Origin of the sequence: Herbaspirillum sp. VT-16-41 (genome assembly GCF_001994935.1) — a bacterium.
In the GTDB taxonomy this organism is placed as follows: Bacteria; Pseudomonadota; Gammaproteobacteria; order Burkholderiales; family Burkholderiaceae_D; genus Herbaspirillum; species Herbaspirillum frisingense.
In genome coordinates this window covers 279,650-298,675 of the sequence record NZ_MUXB01000114.1, presented here as the reverse complement: position 1 = coordinate 298,675, position 19,026 = coordinate 279,650, and the positions used below count along the sequence as shown (strand labels likewise).

Sequence of the window (19,026 nt, the reverse complement as noted above, 5' to 3'; positions counted from 1 at the left end):
ATTTCTATTTCTGTTGCTTCACCACTTGCAGTGCCGATGCGATCAGGCCGCTCATATCGGACAGATTGGCCGGCACGATGATGGAATTGTTGGTCTTGGCCAGCTTGCCGAAGGCATCGACATACTGCTCCGCCACCTTCAGGTTGACGGCGTCCGAACCACCCGGTTGCTGGATTGCCGAAGCCGTCTTGCGGATCGCCTCGGCACTGGCTTCGGCGATGGCAAGGATGGCCGCAGCCTGACCTTCGGCGCGATTGATCGAGGCCTGCTTCTCGCCTTCGGAACGGGCGATGGCGGCTTCACGCTCACCGGTGGCGATATTGATCTGTTCCTGCTTGCGCCCTTCGGAGGCGGCGATCAGCGCGCGCTTTTCGCGTTCGGCAGTGATCTGGGCCTGCATGGCGTGCAGGATCTCCTTGGGCGGGGTCAGGTCCTTGATTTCATAGCGCAGCACCTTCACGCCCCAGTTCTCGGCCGATTCGTCGATGGCACTGACGATGGCGGTGTTGATGTGATCGCGTTCCTCGAAGGTCTTGTCCAGTTCCATCTTGCCGATCACCGAGCGCAGCGTGGTCTGCGCCAGCTGGGTGATGGCGGCAATGTAGTTGGACGAACCATAGGAGGCCCGCATCGGATCGGTGATCTGGAAGTACAGGATGCCGTCGACCTGCAGCTGCGTATTGTCGCGGGTGATGCAGACCTGCGGCGGCACGTCCAGCGGGATTTCCTTGAGGATGTGCTTGTAGGCCACGCGATCGATGAAAGGCACCACGATGTTGAGGCCCGGCGCCAGCGTGGCGTGGTACTTGCCTAGGCGCTCCACCACCCAGGCGTGCTGTTGCGGGACCACCTTGACCGTCTGCACGACGAAGACGATGGCGAGGAAGAAAATGACCAGAGTGACGCTACCCAGCATGGAACTCTCCTTGGAACTTGAGGGGGATGGATCAGCGCGGTGCCACCAGCAGGCGGCTGCCGCGTATTTCGCGGATGACGTAGGGGCCGGGCAAGGCATGGTGCCCGGGCAGCAGTTCGACATCCCACTGCGCACCGCGGTAGGGGACGCGGGCGATGTATTGGCTGCCCTGTGCCTGCCAGGCTGGCACCTCGACGCTCTGGCCGATATCGAGCAGCAGGTTGGGATCGTCGTTGGCATTGCCCTGGCGCAGGCGGCCGTAGCGGCTGCGGCGCAGCGCGAGCACCGCCGCCACGCCCACGATGGCCGCTACCAGCAGTTGCCACTCCAGTGGCACGCCACCCCATGCAACGATGCCGCCGGCGGCCAGGCCCAGCGCAATCATCAGCAGATAGAAGGTCCCGGTGAATAGTTCTGCGGCCAGCAGCCCACCTGCCAGCGCCCACCAGATCGCCCAGTCGCTCATCAGCCCACCTCGTCAGTTAATAGCAAACGCGCCCAGTCTACCGCAGCTTGAGAACACAAAAACAAAGGCGCGGACATTTCTGTCCGCGCCTTTCACTTCTTTCAACGATCGACGTCAGTTGTTGGTCACTGACGCTTACCGCATCATCACTTCTTGGCCAGCTGCTGCCAGGTATCGATGACGGTATCCGGGTTCAGCGAGATCGACTCGATGCCCTGGTCCATCAGCCATTCGGCGAAGTCCGGATGGTCCGAAGGGCCCTGGCCGCAGATGCCGACGTACTTGCCCTTCTCGCGGCAGGTGGCGATGACCTTGGTCAGCAGGGCCTGCACCGCCGGGTCGCGCTCGTCGAAGTCGGCTGCCAGCAGTTCCATGCCGGAATCGCGGTCCAGGCCCAGGGTCAGCTGGGTCAGGTCGTTGGAACCGATGGAGAAGCCGTCGAAGTGTTCCAGGAACTGCTCGGCCAGGATGGCGTTGGACGGCACTTCGCACATCATGATGACGCGCAGGCCGTTTTCGCCGCGCTTCAGACCATACTTGCCCAGCAGGCCGATGACCTTTTCCGCCTGGCCCAGTGTACGCACGAACGGCACCATCACCTCGACGTTGGTCAGGCCCATGTCTTCGCGTACGCGCTTCATGGCCTGGCATTCCATCTGGAAGGCTTCGGCGAAGTCATGCGCCAGATAACGGGCTGCACCACGGAAGCCCAGCATCGGGTTTTCCTCGTCCGGCTCGTAGCGCGAACCGCCGATCAGCTTCTTGTACTCGTTGGACTTGAAGTCCGACAGGCGCACGATCACCGGCTTGGGCCAGAAGGCCGCGGCGATGGTGGCGATGCCTTCGGCCAGCTTGTCCACGTAGAAGGCCTTGGGCGAGGCATGACCACGGGCCACGGACTCCACGGCCTTCTTCAGGTCGGCGTCGATGTTCGGGTATTCCAGGATGGCCTTGGGGTGCACGCCAATGTTGTTGTTGATGATGAATTCCAGACGCGCCAGGCCGACACCGCCGTTGGGAATCGACTGGAAGTCGAAGGCCAGTTGCGGGTTACCCACGTTCATCATCACCTTCAGCGGGATCGGCGGCAGTTCGCCACGGGCCACTTCGGTCACTTCTGTTTCCAGCAGGCCGTCGTAGATCTTGCCTTCGTCGCCTTCAGCGCAGGACACGGTCACCAGGGTGCCGTCCTTGAGCACGTCGGTCGCGTCACCGCAACCGACCACCGCCGGCACGCCCAGTTCACGGGCGATGATGGCAGCGTGGCAGGTACGACCGCCACGGTTGGTGACGATGGCCGAGGCACGCTTCATCACCGGTTCCCAGTTGGGATCGGTCATGTCGGCCACCAGCACGTCGCCGGGCTGCACGCGTTCCATTTCCGCCGGATCGGTGATCACGCGCACCGGACCGGCGCCGATCTTCTGGCCGATGGCACGGCCGGTGGCCAGCACGGTGCCGGAGCTCTTCAGCTTGAAGCGCTGCTGGGCATCGGTGGCCTTTTGCTGCGACTTCACGGTTTCCGGGCGAGCCTGCAGGATGTAGAGCTTGCCGTCACGGCCGTCCTTGCCCCACTCGATGTCCATCGGACGCTGGTAGTGCTTTTCGATGATGGTGGCGTACTTGGCCAGTTCCACCACTTCGGCGTCGGTCAGGGAATAACGGTTGCGCAGTTCCACCGGCACATCCACGGTCTTGACCGAGCGGCCGGCCTTGGCTTCGCCGGTGAACTCCATCTTGATCAGCTTGGAACCCAGGTTGCGGCGGATCACGGGCTGCTTGCCCAGTTCCAGCATGGGCTTGTGGACGTAATACTCGTCCGGGTTGACGGCGCCCTGCACCACGGTTTCGCCCAGGCCATAGCTGGAGGTGATGAAGACCACATCCTTGAAGCCCGATTCGGTGTCGATGGTGAACATCACGCCGGCCGCGCCCACGTCGGAGCGCACCATGCGTTGCACGCCGGCCGACAGCGCCACTTCGGCGTGGGTGAAGCCCTTGTGGACGCGATACGAGATGGCGCGATCGTTGTAGAGCGAGGCGAAGACGTGCTTCATCGCTTCCAGAACGTTGTCGATGCCGACCACGTTCAGGAAGGTCTCCTGCTGACCGGCAAAGGAGGCGTCAGGCAAGTCTTCGGCGGTCGCGGAGGAACGCACGGCAAACGACATCTCGGCGGTCGAATCGGCTACCAGCTTGTCGTAGAAGGCACGGATTTCCTGGTCCAGGCGCGGCTGGAATGGCGTGTCGATGATCCATTGACGGATCTCGGCGCCGGCTTGCGCCAGCGAGCGCACGTCATCGATATCCAGACCTTCGAGGCGCTTGGCGATACGGGCTGCCAGCGTCGGACCGCCATCGGCGCTGTGTTCCAGGAAATCGCGGAAAGCTTGCGCAGTCGTGGCGAAACCGCCCGGCACACGTACACCGGCGCCGGCCAGCTGGGAAATCATTTCTCCCAGCGATGCGTTTTTGCCACCGACGGACTCGACGTCCGTCATGCGAAGAGTTTCAAAGGAGGCTACGTATACCGCCCCCTGGGTGTTTACTGCGTTGGACATGACTACCCCTAGCTTGATGATAAGAAATCTTCGCGGGCGCGGCATGGGTCGGTTTATTTTTGTTATTCTGCGACGGTTGCGGCAGCAGGTGCGGTGTCGAGGAAGAGCCCAGGGACATGAGCAGACGCGCGCAGGCACCGCCGAGGACGTTTGCCAATGCAAACATCATCAGGAACTCGGTCGAATTGCGCAGGCGAATGACAGTCATCAGAATGGGCTTCTCGAAATATTGCTAGGCATTGTACCGCGTGAAATCATTTTTGTTCGTAGCACCATACTTTTTTTCAATTTTCCAAAAGACAAGATAATCAGACCATGCTCGACCCCATGCCGATCCCGCATCCTTCGCCCGTCCTGGCCGCCAACCGCACCGTTTTCTTTGTTTCCGACGGCACCGGGATCACCGCAGAAACCTTCGGGCATTCCGTGCTGAGCCAGTTCGAGTTGCGTTTCAAGCAGATCCGCCTGCCCTTCATCGATACCCTGGACAAGGCCCACGACGCCACCCGCAAGATCAACGAGGCCTATCAGGTCGACGGCAAGCTGCCGATCGTCTTTTCCACCCTGGTCAAGTCGGAGCTGTCCTCGGTGATCCGCCGCGCAAAGGCCATGCACATGGACCTGTTCCAGACGTTCGTGGAGCCGCTGGAGCAGGAGCTGGAGATGAAGTCCACCCACACCATCGGTCGCAGCCACAACACCACCGATTCCGAGGAATACCGCAATCGCATCGAGGCCATCAATTTCTCCCTGGCGCATGATGACGGCCAGTCCAACAAGAACCTCTCGGAAGCCGACGTGATCCTTGTGGGCGTCTCGCGCTCCGGCAAGACCCCGACCAGCCTGTATCTGGCCATGCAGTTCGGCATCAAGTGCGCCAACTACCCCTTGATTCCAGAAGACTTCGAGCGCGAAAAGCTGCCCAGCGGCCTGGTGATGCACAAGAAAAAGATCTTTGGCCTGACCATCGCTCCTGAACGCCTCTCGGAAGTGCGCAATGAGCGCCGCCCGGGCAGCAAGTACGCCGCGCTGGAAAATTGCCGCTATGAAATCAATGAAGCCGAGAAGATGATGCGGCGCGAAGGCATCCGCTGGATGTCCTCCACCACCAAGTCCATCGAGGAAATCGCTGCCACTATCCTGCAGGAAATCAAGCTGGAGACGCGCTGAACTCAGGCCCGACCTCGGGCCTGCAGCGACGGGCCACGGTCAGCACGCGGGTGCGCTTTTTGGGGCCGCTGATGAAGGTTTCCATGGTGAAGGAAACTTCAGTATCGAGGGTGTAGGCGGCGTTGTAGCAATCCGGGCCGCAGAGGTGGTCGGCGGCCGGAACCAGCATATTTCCACGCAGCAAATAAGACTGATAAGGCTGGCCGACGCGCTCGCCGTCGGCGAACAGCACCGCGACCCGGTCGGCGCCGAAACGGTAATCGAAGAGACGGGAAAACAGGATGGGGCGCCCCAGTGCCCCTGCCAGCATGCGCAGTTGGCCACGTTCGCGGTAGAGCAACTGGCCCGGCACTTCGCCCGAAATGAAATCGAAGGAGCCGACGGCCGTAGCCTGCGGTGTCTCGCTACCTTCCCAGATGGTGCGATCGAACTGCCATTGCCCAAGGAAGTAGGCCGCCAGGGCGGCCAGGTCCGGGGGAGGAAACGCCGTCGTGACCGCCGTCGTCGCCATGATGCCCTCTCAGCGCCCCAGCGTGCGCTGACGCAGTTGTTCGAACAGGCAAACGGCCGCCGCAGCGGCCACGTTGAGCGACTCCATCTGCCCCAGATGCGGGATCACCACTTCTTGCGTTGCGGCCTCCTGCAAGGCCGGCGAGACGCCCTGCCCTTCATGCCCCAGCAACCAGGCCACAGGGCCGGAGAGGTCGCAATCGTAGATGGTCTGCGCGGCGTGCGAGCTCGTGGCCAGCAACGGAATGCGGCTGGCTGCGCACAAGGCGACCAGGTCCACATTCTCGAAGATATCCAGCACGAAATGCGCGCCCATGCCGGCGCGAAAGACCTTGGGCGACCAGGCTGCCGCCGTGCCGGGGGAACAGAACACCTGCTTCACCCCGGCCGCGGCGGCGCTGCGCAAGATGGAACCCAGGTTGCCGGGGTCTTGCAGACCATCCAGCAATACTGCCGAATCCCGCAGCGATTGGGGCGCGACCGCCTGTGGGGTCACCACCAGCAGGAACAGCCCGACGCCGTTCTCGACGGTGCTGATGGCGTCATACAGCTTGTCGGCCAGCACCAGGCACTGGGCACCCAGCGCTTCACTACGGGCGAGGATGGGCGCGACCTCGGGATGGTACTGGGCGCCCTCTGCGACTACGCAAAGCTGTGGCGCGCCGCGATACTGCAGCCAGGCCTGGGCCAGGTGCACGCCGTCCAGCAGGCTCTGGCCGGCACGGCGGCGCGCCTGGCTGCTGGAGGCCAGCTGCTTCAGATCCTTGAAGAGCGGATTGTCTTTCGAAGTAATCAGTTTCATGCGCCCTCCCTACGCCAGCATGACGGCCGGGCCTGATACGACCTGGCCCGACAGCAGGGCCTTGACCGGAGCGTAGGAGCGGCGGTGCACCGGCGACACGCCGTGCAGGCGCAGCATCTCCAGATGCAAGGGGGTTGGATAACCCTTGTGACGGTCAAAGCCGTAATGCGGATAGGCGTCGTGCAAGACCATCAGTGCGGCATCGCGCGCGGTCTTGGCCAGGATGGAGGCGGCCGAGATCGAGGGCACCTTGTCATCCCCCTTGATGATGGCTTCGGAGCGGATGCTCATCACCGGGCAGCGATTGCCGTCGATCAGCGCCAGCGTGGGCAAGGTGGAGAGTGCTTCCACCGCGCGTCGCATGGCCAGCATGCTGGCCTGCAGGATGTTGAGTTCGTCGATTTCCTGCTCGGTGCAGGAGGCGATGGACCAGGCCAGCGCGCATTCCTTGATCTCCAGCGCCAACCCATCGCGGGCGGCTTCGCTGAGTTTCTTGGAGTCGCGCAGGCCCTTGACCGGGCGCGCCGGATCAAGGATCACGGCGGCGGCGAACACCGGACCGGCCAGCGGCCCACGGCCCGCCTCGTCAACGCCGCAGATGATCTCTCCGGTGTGGTCGTCGAACAATGCCATTGTCTGCGGCGCCAGCTTGGGCATGGGAATTTCCTTCTTCAAACTTGATAACGGACCGTCGCTGCCAAGGTCAGCGGCGTCGGCTGCCGATGACCTCGCACACGGCATTGGCACTCTCGCGGCTGGTATCGCGCAGCAGCGCATGGTGCATGTCGGCAAAGCGCCGCAGCAGGCGCTGCTGGTGCGCGTGGTCTTCCAGCTGATGCCACATGGCGTCGGCCAGCGCGGTCGGGGTCGCCTGATGCTGCAGCAGTTCCGGCACCAGGAAGTCCCGGGCCAGGATATTGGGCAGCCCGACCCAGGGCTGGTAGGCCATGTGACGCATGATCTGGTAAGAGGCCCAGTTGACCTTGTAGGAGATCACCATCGGCTTCTTGTACAGCGCCACTTCCAGCGAGGCCGTACCGGAGGCTACCAGCACCGCATCCGAGGCTTCCATGGCGCTGTGCGACTGGCCACGGATGATCTGGATGTCCAGGTCTTCATAGCCCCCCTGGCGAATCTGTTCCTGGAAGAATGCCATCTGGTGATCGCCGGCCATCGGGGTGGCGAACTGCAATTGTGGGTCACGCTGCCTGAGCAGGCGCGCCGCCGCCAGGAAGCCTTCACCATTCTGCTTGAGCTCGCTCATGCGGCTGCCCGGCAGGATGGCCACCACCCGGCCGGGACCGGTCAGACCCAGTCGCTGGCGGGCGCCGGCGGTATCCGGTTGCAGCGGAATCACCTCGGCCAGCGGATGGCCGACATAGGTCACCGGCACGCCGGCCTTGCGGTAGATGCTTTCCTCGAAGGGGAAGATGACCAGCATGTGCGATACCGCACGCTGGATCTTCTTGATGCGCCAGCCTCGCCAGGCCCAGATCTGCGGCCCGATGAAATGGATGGTCGGGATACCGGCCTTCTTGAGCTGTTCTTCCAGGCCCAGGTTGAATCCCGGGTAATCGACGCCGACGAAGGCGTCCGGCCGGTCGGCCAGCAGCTTGTCGCGCAGCGCTTCCTGGATGCCCTTGATCTCGCGATAGCGCGGAATCACCTCGAACAGGCCACGCACGGTCAGCTTGTCCATCGGCCAGTGGCTGGTAAAGCCTTGCGCGGCCATGTGCTCGCCGCCGATACCATGCAGACGCGCCTGCGGCAGGCGTTCACGCACGCCGGCCAGCAGGCGGCTGCCGAGCAGGTCGCCTGAACTCTCCCCGGCGACCAGCGCAATCGACTGGCGCCGCGTGATGTCAGCGGATGATGCCACGGGCCGAAGCCTCGATGAACTCGCGCAACATGCGGATGTACTGGGCAGCATCGGCGGACTTGGCTTCCATCTGCGCCAGTTCCTGCTTGGCCTGCTCCAGCGGCAGGTTGGCACGATAGATCAGCTTGTAGGCGCGCTTGATCTCCATGATCTGCTCGCTGCTGAAGCCACGACGCTTGAGGCCTTCGCTATTGATGCCGGCGGGGACGGCGCGGTTGCCGGCAGCCGTCACGAAGGGCGGCACGTCCTGGCTGACTGCGGCGGTGAAGGCCGTCATGGCATGCGCGCCGATGTGGCAGAACTGGTGCACGGTGGTGAAACCGCCCAGGAAGACGTAATCGCCCAGGTGCACGTGCCCGGCCAGCGTGGCATTGTTGGCCAGGATGATGTTGTTGCCCAGCTGGCAATCATGGGCCAGGTGGACGTAGGCCATGATCCAGTTGTCGTTGCCGATGCGGGTGGCACCGGCATCCTGGACGGTGCCACGGTTGAAGGTGACGAATTCGCGGATGGTGTTGCGGTCACCGATCTCGACGGTGGTAGGCTCGCCGGCATACTTCTTGTCCTGCGGCGCCGCACCGATGGAGGCGAACTGGAAAATCTCGTTGTCCCGACCGATGCTGGTGTGGCCTTCGATGACCACGTGCGGACCGATGCGGGTACCGGCACCGATGCGCACATCAGGGCCGATGACGGCATAGGCGCCGATCTCGACCGACTCGTCGATCTGTGCTCCGGGGGCAATCACTGCGCTTGGATGGATCTTGGACATATCCTGTGCTTCGCTTGGGTTCGCTGGATGTACACATTGCAGATGCGCAACATGCACAATGAATCAGGCCCGGCGCGACCTTGCCGATCGCCGCCGGGCCTGCCTTGCAGCCTGTCGTCAGGCCGGCCGGGTCAGGCGCTCTGGCTGGCGTCGGCGGCGCTGCGCATGGTGCACATGAGGTCGCCTTCGACTGCCACCTGACCATCGACGGTGGCCACTGCGCGGTACTTCCAGATGCCGCGCGCGCGACGGGTGATCTCGACTTCCATCTTCAACTGGTCGCCCGGCTCCACCGGACGCTTGAAGCGTGCATTGTCGATGCCCACGAAATAGACCACGGTGTTTTCGTCCGGCTTGCGGCCTTCGGTCAGGAAGGACAGCAGTGCAGCCGTCTGGGCCAGTGCCTCGATCATCAGCACGCCCGGCATCACCGGCTTGTGCGGGAAGTGGCCATTGAAGAATTCTTCATTCACGGTCACGTTCTTGATCGCGGTGATGGTCTTGCCGCTCTCCCAGTTCAGCACGCGATCGACCAGCAGCAGCGGGTAACGGTGCGGCAGGTACTGTTTGATTTGATTGATGTCGAGGCTATTCATTCTCTTCTTGATTCTCTGAAAGCGGGGCTTGGCCCGCTTGTTCTTGTGTCAACGTTTTGAGCGATTTTTCCAACGCCCGGATTTTCTCACGCATCGTGCCCAGATTGCGCACTAATGCCGCCGATTTTTCCCAGTCGCGGTGTTCGGTGATGGGATAGAAGCCGGTGTACTGGCCTGGCTCCAGGATGGAACGCAGGGCCAGGGTGCCGGCCGAGACGTGGACCTTGTCCACGATGGTGATGTGACCATGGATCATGGCTGCGCCACCGATGGAGCAATACTTGCCGATGCGGGCGCTGCCGGCGATGCCTGCACAGGCAGCAATGGCGGTATGCGCGCCGATGTGGCAGTTGTGGGCGATCTGGATCTGGTTGTCGAGCTTGACGCCCTCCTCGATCACGGTGTCGGCCAGCGCACCACGGTCGATGGTGGTATTGGCGCCGATTTCGACGTCGTCGCCGATCATCACGCGGCCCACCTGGGGAATCTTGATCCACTGGCCCGCCTCATTGGCGAAACCAAAGCCATCCGCTCCAATCACGGCGCCGGAATGGACGATGCCACGGGCGCCGATTTCGCAGCCGTAGTGCAAGGTGGCACGGGCGTGGAAATGGGTATCCTCGCCAACGCTGGCGTGGTGCCCGATGAAACTGCCGGCATCGATGCGGGCACGCGGGCCGATGACGGCGCCGGCTTCGATCACCACCAGCGGACCGATCACCGCATCCGCTGCCACGCTGGCAGCGGGGTCGACCACGGCGCTGGGGTGGATGCCGGCCGGAGGCAGCACCTCGGCCAGGGCCTGGAACATCTGCGCAGCACGGGCGAAATAGGCGTAGGGATTACGGGTGACGATGCGGGCACCGGCATAAGCCTGTACCTGGGCGTCGTCGGCCTCGGACAGGATCAGCGCCGCGGCCTGGGTCTGGTCGGCTTGTGCGCGGAATTTGGGATTGGAGAGGAAGGTGATGTGGCTGGAACCTGCGGCATCCAAGGGCGCGATGCCCTGGACTGCGATGTTCGCATCACCCTTCAACTGCCCGCCCAAGCGCTCGACCAATTGCTCCAGTCGAATACTCATCTTGGCTTTCCGAATGACAGGCGTTGCCTGGAATGACGATAAAACGAAAGCCGCCTGCATGGCGGCCCCTGAAGCGACATGCGGGCGCCGGGGCGATGCTGCCCCGCGCCCGCACGGCGGTGATGCAATTACTTGGCCAGTTCCTTGAGCACCTTGTCGGTGATGTCGATACGCTTGCTGGCGTAGACGGCTTCCTGGAACACGATGTCATACTTCTCGGCATCGGCGATCTGGCGGATCACCTTGTTGGTACGCTCCAGCACAACCGCCAGTTCTTCGTTGCGGCGCTGGTTCAGGTCTTCGCGGAACTCGCGTTGCTTGCGCTGGAATTCCTTGTCCAGATCGGACAGGTCACGCTGACGCTTGGCGCGGTCGGAATCGGACAGCACGGCGGCGTCCTTGTCCAGCTTGTCGGACTGGGCCTTCAGACGGGCGGCCATGTCTTGCAGCTCACGGTCGCGCTTGGCGAATTCGGCTTCCAGCTTGGCTTGGGCAGCCTTGGCCGGAGCGGCTTCGCGGAAGATGCGCTCGGTGCTGACGAAGGCGATTTTCGAGCTCTCCTGCGCATGGGCAGGGGCAAAGCTCAACAGGCAGGCAGCCATCACGATGGTCTGCAGGGACAGGAACGATTTGGTCATGAACTTCAAGATTACTCTCCGTATTACGAATCAATGATGACCGCTTTAGAAGCCGGTACCCAGTTGGAACTGGAAGGTTTGAGACTTGTCACCCGTCTTCAGGTTCAATGGCTTACCGAAGCTGAGCTTCAGAGGGCCAATCGGTGACACCCAGCTGATACCCACGCCGGCCGAATAACGCAGGTCGTTCAGCTTGATGTTCTGGCCGTCAGCGAAGACGTTGCCGCCGTCAAAGAAGGTGAACCAGCGCAGCGTACGGTCCTGGCCCGAACCCGGGAACGGGAACTGCAACTCGGCGTTGCCGTACAGACGCGAGGCGCCACCCATGGAGTCGCCGTACTGGTCCTTCAGCGAACCCAGCGAAGACGCTTCGTAGCCGCGCACGGTGCCGATACCGCCGGCATAGTAGTTCTTGAACACCGGATAGGGCTTGCTGCCGATGCCGCGGCCGTAGTCGACTTCGCCATTCAGGGCCAGGGTCACGGCCTTGCTGAAGAAAGGCTGGAAGTACTGGTGCTGATAGCTCGCACGGTAGTACTTCAGGGTACCAAGGTACGAAACTTCCAGGTTGGCGCGCTGATAGCGGCCGGAAGTCGGAACCAGTGCCGAGTCGCGGCCATCACGCTGCCACGCCACCGTCAGCGGGATGCTGGTGGTACGGGCGCTGCCGATACCGCACGTTGCCCCCGAGGAGACGTCGGTCACATCGCAACCCGCAGCGCCGGCGCCGCCGAAGTCGCGCACATACTGGCGGTACAGCGAGGGGCTGGTGCTGTCGGTGCTGACGTTGGTGTTTTCCACGCCGATACCGAAGAAGACGCGATCCAGTTCCGAGAACGGCACGCCGAACTTGATGCTGCCACCCAGCGTCTTGACGCGATAGTCACCGGTCGTATAGACCGAGGGACGGATCGTGCGCAGGTAGATTTCATAGGTGCGGCTGATGCCGTCATCGGTGAAATACGGATTGGTGGTCGACAGCGAGATCGTGCGATAACGCGAGCTGGTGTTGATGTCGATCCCGACGGTATTACCGCTACCGAAGGCGTTTTCCTGCGAGATCGAGCCGGTCAGGCTGAGCTTGTCGGACTGCGAGAAGCCGGCGCCGACCATGATGTTGCCGGTCGGCTTTTCCTCGACCTTCATGTTGAGGTCCACCTGGTCGCTGGTACCCGGCACTTCGGGCGTATCGACGGTGACTTCCTTGAAGTAGCCCAGACGGTCGACGCGGTCGCGCGAGAGCTTGATCTTTTCGCCGTCGTACCAGGAATCCTCGAACTGGCGGAATTCGCGGCGGATCACCTCATCGCGGGTCTTGGTGTTGCCGGCGATGTTGACGTGACGCACGTAGACGCGCTTGCCCGGGTCGACCATGATGGTGAAGGCGACTTCCTTCTTTTCGCGATCGACATTGGGGTTGGCGTTGACGTTGGCGAAGGCATAGCCGAAGTTGCCCAGGCGCTCGCCGATCTTCTTGGTGCTGTCGGTGAGCTTGGCGCCGGAATAGACGTCGCCCGGTTTCAACTGCACCAGCTTGGACAGTTCCGGCTCCATGCCGAACATCTCGCCTTCAAGCTTGACGCCGGAGACGGTGTACTTCTCGCCTTCCTTGATGTTGACGGTGATGTAGATGTCTTTCTTGTCGGGCGTGATCGACACCTGGGTCGATTCGACCTGCATTTCCAGATAGCCGCGATCCAGGTAGTACGAGCGCAGGGTCTCGATGTCGCCCTGCAGCTTTTCCTTGGAATACTGGTCGGCCTTGGTGTACCAGGTGAACCAGCCAGGGGTGGTCAGCTTGATCTGGTCACGCAGGGTGCTGTCGGAGAACACCTTGTTGCCGACGAAATTGATCTGCTTGATGCGGGAAACTTCACCTTCGTCCACCGAGAAGGTAATCGCCACGCGATTACGCTCGACCGGGGTGACGGTGGTGGACACCTTGGCGCCGTACAGGCCGCGCGACAGGTACTGGCGCTTTAATTCCTGCTCGGCACGATCGACCTGGGAGCGGTCGAAGATGCGCGACTCGGCCACGCCGATTTCCTTGAGCGCCTTGGTCAGCTGTTCCTTGTCGAACTCCTTGATGCCGGAGAAATCGACGCTGGCGATGGCCGGACGTTCGACCACCTGCACCACCAGCACGTCGCCTTCGGCCTCGATGCGCACATCGCGGAAGAAGCCGGTGGCATACAGCGCCTTGATGGCGGCAGTGGCCTTTTCATCGTTGAACGTGTCGCCCACGCGCACCGGCAGGTAGCTGAAGACCGTGCCGGCCTCGGTACGCTGGATGCCTTCGACGCGGATATCCTTGACCACGAAGGGCGTCACCGCCATGGCCTGGCTGGAGCACAGGGCAAAGGCGGCTGCGGCGATCAGGCGACGGGAGAAGGTCGGGATGGGATGTTGCGCAGGGTGTAATTTCATCTATCGTTCATCAACAGTTTTTCGCCGTGACACTGCCTGACAAGATGCTGGTAAGGAATTGAAAACGGATCCCAGATCCATTGCCAATTGCTTAACAACTGCCATCGGGCTTAGCCGGCAAATGTAAAAAATCCGGTCTTTCGCGCCGCCCCGCCGCTGGTATCGCCGGGGCCGGCATCAGGCCGGATTCATCCTTGGAACATCAGCCGCACGATATCGTTGAATGCGGCAACGAGCATCAGCGCCATCAGTAAACCCAGGCCGGCACGCTGCGCGATTTCCCCAAACCGTTCGGAAACGGGCCGTCCTGTCAAAATCTCCAGCGCATAATACAGCAAATGACCGCCATCTAGAACCGGGATTGGCAAGAGATTCATCACGCCGAGGCTGATGCTGATGAAGGCCAGGAAGCTCAGATAGCTGACCAGACCCACGCGGGCGGTCTGCCCGGCGTAGTCGGCGATGGTGATGGGGCCGGTGATGTTCTTCAGCGAAACCTGGCCGACGATCATCTTGCCGATCATCTTGACGGTCATCGCACTGGTATCCCAGGTACGCTGTGCGCCCTTGGCCAAGGCCGTCAGCGGGCCATCACTGACGGTGGCCATCTCCGGTGCCAGCGGTACTTCCACCTTGATGCGACCGATGCGCTTGCCGCTGTCGCCCTCTTCCACCGCCTCCGGGGTCACGCGTACCTCAAAACGGTTGCCGCCGCGCACGCCTTCCAGCAGCAGCGGCTTGCCGGCCGACTCACGGACCTTTTCGACAAAGGCCAGGCCATCCTGGACCGGGACGGCGTCAATGGCAGTGATGCGGTCACCGCTCTGCAGCCCGGCCGCCTTGGCCGGGCCGTCCATGATCTTGCCCAGCACGGCCGGCGGACGCGCCAGGGCCAGGCCCAGCTTGCCCAGGAAATCACCTTCCAGCTCATTGCTGTCGATCCCGGCCAGACGCAGTGTCACGCTATTGAGCAGCTTGCCACTGCCATTCGGATTGGGACGCTCCACATCCACACGGGCATCAGCCTTCTCCAGCACCAGCTGCATCAACTTCCAGCGCACCTCCGACCAGACCTGCACCGGTGCGCCATTGATGGCGGTGATGCGGTCACCGGCGCGCAGGCCGGCCTGGTAGGCCGCACTTTGCTCGGCCGCGGCGCGCAGCACCGGCACCGGCTCGGGTACGCCATGCATGTAGAGCCCGGCGAACAGGACGATGGCCAGCAGGAAATTGGCAATCGGCCCCGCCGCCACGATGGCGATGCGGCGCCATACCGACTGCCGGGTGAATTCACGTTTGAGATCGGCTTCGGGAATGTCTTCCAGTGGTTGCTCCCGGGCATCGAGCATCTTGACGTAACCGCCCAGCGGCAGGATCGACAGCGCCCACTCGGTCTGATCACGCCCGAAACGTCGCGACCAGATCACCCGCCCCATACCCACCGAGAAACGCAGTACCTTGACCCCACACCAGCGGGCGACCAGGTAATGGCCCAGCTCGTGCACCACCACCAGGCTGCCCAGGGCGACGAAGAAAGCGATCAGGGTATGCAGCAGTGTCATCGTGAAATCAGGGCCTCGGCGTGGGTGCGTGCCTGCCGGTCCTGCTCCAGCAAGGCGGCGATATCGTCGGCTTGGCGGTTGGGGATGGCGGACATGACCTCTTGGATCAGGGGAGCGATCTTCCCGAAGCCGATGCGGCGGTCCAGGAAGGCCTGCACGGCAACTTCGTTGGCGGCATTGAGGATGGCCGCCAGTGTGCCACCGGCTCGCAGGGCATCATACGCCAGTTTCAGGCAGGGAAAGCGCCGATAATCGGGCGCCGAGAAGGACAGCTGCGCGATCTGCGCCAGGTCCAGCGGGGCCACGCCGGAGGCGATCCGCTCCGGATAGGCCAGCGCATTGGCAATCGGCGTACGCATGTCGGGGTTTCCCAACTGCGCCAGTACCGAGCCGTCGGCATAGGACACCATGGAATGGATCACGCTTTGAGGGTGGATCACCACCTCGATCTTGTCGGCCGGCGCACCAAAGAGCCAGTGCGCCTCAATCACTTCCAGGCCCTTGTTCATCATGGTGGCCGAATCCACCGAGATCTTGCGCCCCATCACCCACTTGGGATGCGCTACCGCTTCTTCCACGGTCACCTGATCCAGCGTGCTGACATCGCGATTCAGGAAGGGCCCGCCAGAGGCGGTCAGGAGGATCTTCTCGACCCCATGCACCGGCATCGAGCGGCTGTAGTCCGCCGGCAGGCACTGGAAAATGGCGTTGTGCTCGCTATCGATGGGCAGCAGACTTGCACCATGGGCAGCCACCGTGTCCATCAGCAACTGGCCGGAGATGACCAGGGCTTCCTTGTTGGCCAGCAATATCTTCTTGCCGGCACGGGCGGCGGCCAGCGTCGATGCCAGGCCGGCAGCGCCCACGATGGCGGCCATGACCATGTCGCAACCATCGGCGGCGGCGATATCGCACAGGGCCTGCGGTCCATAGGCCACTTCGGTCTGCAGATCGGCTGCACGCAAGAGCTTCTGCAACTCGGCGGCCGCCTCGGCCGAACCGACCACGGCTACTTGCGGGCGAAAACGCTGACATTGCTCGGCCAGTTCGGCCACGCGCGCATGCGCGCTCAGGGCATGGACGCGATAACGGTCCGGATGACGGGCGACCACATCCAGCGTGGACACGCCGATGGAGCCGGTGGAACCGAGAATGCTGATGGACTGCATGGAATTTCCAGAAGGAAAGCGGCGGCTCAGGCAGCCGCCAGCCAGAGGTCGACCAGCGCCGCCAGGGGCAGCACCGGGATGAGTGCATCAATGCGGTCGAGGACGCCGCCATGGCCAGGAAGCAGATTGCTGCTGTCCTTCATGCCGGCGCGCCGCTTGAGCTGCGACTCGAAGAGATCGCCCACCACGCTGGCCACCACCATCAGGCTCAAGGCCCCGACAAAACCGGCCCAGCCCCAGCGGTTGAAGAGGTGATACTGGAAGGTCTCGCCCGCGCTCATGGACATGGCCACGGCGGCCGAAATCACCAGCACCGCCAGCCAACCACCGATGGCACCTTCCCAGGACTTGCCGGGAGAAATGGTGGGCGCCAGCTTGTGGCGACCGAAACCCTTGCCGGCGAAATAGGCGCCGATGTCAGCCACCCACACCACCGCCATCACCGACAGCAGATACAGCGGTGAACGCTGGAACAGATCCACGATGGCCACGAAGCAGCCGAGGATGGACAGCATATAGGTCGCATTGAGCAGGCGATTGCCGAAGGCCTCGATCTTGGGCAGGCCCAACCCCAGGGCGGGCACGAACCGCAATGCCCACAACAGCACGCACAGCACGTAGAGCGGACGTACGCTGGGCAGGCCGCTGAAGAACAGGATCACGCAGAAGACCAGCGTCCACACGACTGCCCACAAGGTCGGACGCGGGCTCTTGAAGAGGCGGAAACATTCCCAGGCGCCGGCGGCGAAAAACACCAGCGCGGCCATGGCAAAGGCCGGGAAATAGCCGAAATACAGGATCGGCAACAGGATTGCCAGCAGGATCAACGCTGTGATGACACGCGTCTTGAGCATCAGGAAGCCTTTTTCTGGTCCAGCACCTGGGCGCTGGTGCGCCCGAAGCGGCGCTCGCGTTGTTGATAGGACCCGATCGCCACGTCCAGCGCCTTGGCATCGAAGTCGGGCCAGAAGGTCTCGGTGAAATACAGTTCGCTGTAGGCCAGTTGCCACAGCAGGAAATTGGAAATGCGCTGTTCGCCGCCGGTGCGGATGAACAGGTCCGGCTCCGGGGCATAGGCCATGGCCAGATAGGGTGCCAGCTCTTCTTCGGTGTAATCGGATACGCCCGGCTTGTCCTTGACCATGCGCGAGACCGCCTGCATGACATCCCAGCGGCCACCGTAATTGGCGCAGACGGTCAGGGTCAGACGGCTGTTGCCGGCCGTCTGGGCCTCAGCCTTGGCGGCCATCTCCTGCAGCTTGGGATCGAAACGACTCATGTCGCCGACGATCTTGAGGCGGATGCCGTTGTTGGCCATCTTGCCCACTTCGCGCTCCAGCACGGTCATGAACAGGCGCATCAACACCGACACTTCATCGGCCGGCCGACGCCAGTTCTCGGAACTGAAGGCAAACAGGGTCAGGAATTCGATGCCGCGTTCGGCACTGGCCTCGACGATGGAACGTACTGCGTCCACCCCCTTGGCATGCCCCGCCACGCGCGGCAGGAAACGCTTGGTCGCCCAACGACCGTTGCCGTCCATGATGATGGCAACATGGCGCGGAACCGCGGAAGAATCCGGAACCGCAAGAGTTGAGCTTTGATGCTTCATGAAAATAATTTAGTGCATTTCGGTGCGTGGGGAACGGGGCAGCGCCTCATGGTAACGGGCCGCGGACGCTTTGACAAACCAGCCGCGCGCGCCCTACCCCAAGCGAAATGCTCCCCGCTGCGCCCTGCACATTTGCTGTCTTTGACTTCTCGTGCAGCGCGACCACCTGTGCGGTCGCGCATAGGGCCTGCCGAACGACCTATACGGTCATCACTTCCTTTTCCTTGTCGCCCACCAGCTTGTCGATTTCGGCGACGAACTTGTCGGTCAGCTTCTGGATTTCATCCTGGCCACGACGCTCGTCATCTTCCGAGGCAACCTTGTCCTTGACCAGCTTCTTCAGACCTTCGTTGCCTTCGCGGCGGATGTTGCGCACCGCGATCTTGGCATCTTCGGCTTCGCTCTTGACCAGCTTGACCATTTCCTTGCGGCGCTCTTCGGTCAGCGGCGGCATCGGCACGCGGATCAGTTCGCCGTGGGTGGCCGGGTTCAGGCCCAGGTCGGCTTCACGGATGGCCTTCTCGACAGCAGCGACCATCTTCTTCTCGTACGGCTGCACACCGATGGTGCGGGCGTCGATCAGGGTCAGGTTGGCGACCTGCGACAGGCCGGTCGGCGAACCGTAGTAATCGACCATCACCTGGTCCAGCAGGCCGGTATGGGCGCGGCCGGTACGGACCTTGGCCAGGTTGGCCTTCAGGGTCTCGATGGACTTACCCATCTTCTGTTCAGTATTTTTCTTGACGTCAGCGACACTCATGCTGCTCTCCTAACTTGGTGCAATAACTTGGCTTTTCTTGATGGCAAATGCCTGAAAGAGGGGCATTGTAAACGGGAATGACCGGCCTGCGGCCGGTTTCTGTTC

The 19,026-nt window shown here is 62.4% G+C and carries 18 protein-coding genes; 1 reads left to right on the top strand and 17 read right to left on the bottom strand.

Annotated elements, in window-relative coordinates; translation table 11 throughout:
* Window positions 1-4: 4 nt before the first annotated feature.
* The 3 genes from BTM36_RS16630 to ppsA all read right to left on the bottom strand — a co-directional run bounded on the left by BTM36_RS16630 (window position 5) and on the right by ppsA (window position 3,883).
* Window positions 5-916 (bottom strand): SPFH domain-containing protein, encoded by a 912-nt coding sequence (locus BTM36_RS16630; RefSeq protein ID WP_077237130.1) that lies wholly within the window; start codon window positions 914-916, stop codon window positions 5-7.
* 31 nt (window positions 917-947) lie between these two features.
* A complete protein-coding gene (locus tag BTM36_RS16625; RefSeq protein WP_077237129.1) occupies window positions 948-1,382 on the bottom strand; it encodes an NfeD family protein in 435 nt (144 codons plus the stop codon).
* 146 nt (window positions 1,383-1,528) lie between these two features.
* Entirely contained in the window at window positions 1,529-3,883 is a 2,355-nt protein-coding gene (gene ppsA / locus BTM36_RS16620; RefSeq protein WP_234296548.1) for a phosphoenolpyruvate synthase, read from the bottom strand.
* A gap of 375 nt (window positions 3,884-4,258) precedes the next feature.
* On the opposite strand from ppsA, the gene BTM36_RS16610 reads away from it, so the two are divergent.
* Window positions 4,259-5,113, top strand: coding sequence for a pyruvate, water dikinase regulatory protein (locus BTM36_RS16610; RefSeq protein ID WP_006462525.1), 855 nt, complete (start codon window positions 4,259-4,261; stop codon window positions 5,111-5,113).
* Here BTM36_RS16610 and BTM36_RS16605 read toward each other — a convergent pair.
* The 14 genes from BTM36_RS16605 to frr form a co-directional block, all read right to left on the bottom strand.
* Complete coding sequence (locus BTM36_RS16605) at window positions 5,094-5,624, bottom strand: DUF6314 family protein (protein WP_077237127.1); 531 nt, start codon at window positions 5,622-5,624, stop codon at window positions 5,094-5,096. The genes BTM36_RS16610 and BTM36_RS16605 overlap by 20 nt on opposite strands.
* Window positions 5,625-5,633: 9 nt before the next feature.
* The gene (locus BTM36_RS16600; RefSeq protein WP_077237126.1) at window positions 5,634-6,425 is read right to left on the bottom strand and encodes an RNA methyltransferase; all 792 of its coding nucleotides are present in this window, start codon (window positions 6,423-6,425) and stop codon (window positions 5,634-5,636) included.
* A 9-nt stretch (window positions 6,426-6,434) separates the two neighbouring features.
* Entirely contained in the window at window positions 6,435-7,082 is a 648-nt protein-coding gene (gene rnhB / locus BTM36_RS16595) for a ribonuclease HII (RefSeq protein WP_077237125.1), read from the bottom strand.
* Between the two features lie 46 nt (window positions 7,083-7,128).
* Window positions 7,129-8,304 (bottom strand): lipid-A-disaccharide synthase, encoded by a 1,176-nt coding sequence (gene lpxB, locus BTM36_RS16590; RefSeq protein WP_077237124.1) that lies wholly within the window; start codon window positions 8,302-8,304, stop codon window positions 7,129-7,131.
* On the bottom strand, window positions 8,288-9,076 hold the full coding sequence (gene lpxA, locus BTM36_RS16585) for an acyl-ACP--UDP-N-acetylglucosamine O-acyltransferase (RefSeq protein ID WP_006462530.1): 789 nt from the start codon (window positions 9,074-9,076) through the stop codon (window positions 8,288-8,290). The genes lpxB and lpxA overlap by 17 nt, the downstream gene beginning before the upstream one ends.
* Before the next feature lie 131 nt (window positions 9,077-9,207).
* The gene (fabZ, locus tag BTM36_RS16580) at window positions 9,208-9,672 is read right to left on the bottom strand and encodes a 3-hydroxyacyl-ACP dehydratase FabZ (protein ID WP_006462531.1); all 465 of its coding nucleotides are present in this window, start codon (window positions 9,670-9,672) and stop codon (window positions 9,208-9,210) included.
* Window positions 9,665-10,753 carry a UDP-3-O-(3-hydroxymyristoyl)glucosamine N-acyltransferase gene (lpxD, locus tag BTM36_RS16575; protein ID WP_077237123.1) on the bottom strand — a complete coding sequence of 363 codons (1,089 nt, stop codon included), beginning with the start codon at window positions 10,751-10,753 and terminating at the stop codon, window positions 9,665-9,667. The genes fabZ and lpxD overlap by 8 nt, the downstream gene beginning before the upstream one ends.
* 128 nt (window positions 10,754-10,881) lie before the next feature.
* The gene (locus tag BTM36_RS16570) at window positions 10,882-11,391 is read right to left on the bottom strand and encodes an OmpH family outer membrane protein (protein ID WP_233207591.1); all 510 of its coding nucleotides are present in this window, start codon (window positions 11,389-11,391) and stop codon (window positions 10,882-10,884) included.
* 45 nt (window positions 11,392-11,436) lie between these two features.
* Entirely contained in the window at window positions 11,437-13,818 is a 2,382-nt protein-coding gene (gene bamA / locus BTM36_RS16565) for an outer membrane protein assembly factor BamA (protein ID WP_006462534.1), read from the bottom strand.
* 188 nt (window positions 13,819-14,006) lie between these two features.
* Complete coding sequence (gene rseP / locus BTM36_RS16560) at window positions 14,007-15,380, bottom strand: RIP metalloprotease RseP (RefSeq protein WP_077237122.1); 1,374 nt, start codon at window positions 15,378-15,380, stop codon at window positions 14,007-14,009.
* Entirely contained in the window at window positions 15,377-16,549 is a 1,173-nt protein-coding gene (gene ispC / locus BTM36_RS16555) for a 1-deoxy-D-xylulose-5-phosphate reductoisomerase (protein ID WP_077237121.1), read from the bottom strand. The genes rseP and ispC overlap by 4 nt, the downstream gene beginning before the upstream one ends.
* A 26-nt stretch (window positions 16,550-16,575) precedes the next feature.
* Window positions 16,576-17,403 (bottom strand): phosphatidate cytidylyltransferase, encoded by an 828-nt coding sequence (locus tag BTM36_RS16550; protein WP_077237120.1) that lies wholly within the window; start codon window positions 17,401-17,403, stop codon window positions 16,576-16,578.
* A complete protein-coding gene (uppS, locus tag BTM36_RS16545; RefSeq protein WP_077237119.1) occupies window positions 17,403-18,161 on the bottom strand; it encodes a polyprenyl diphosphate synthase in 759 nt (252 codons plus the stop codon). Before uppS ends, BTM36_RS16550 begins: the two co-directional genes overlap by 1 nt.
* Window positions 18,162-18,360: 199 nt before the next feature.
* Complete coding sequence (gene frr, locus BTM36_RS16540; protein ID WP_006462539.1) at window positions 18,361-18,921, bottom strand: ribosome recycling factor; 561 nt, start codon at window positions 18,919-18,921, stop codon at window positions 18,361-18,363.
* Window positions 18,922-19,026 lie beyond the last annotated feature (105 nt).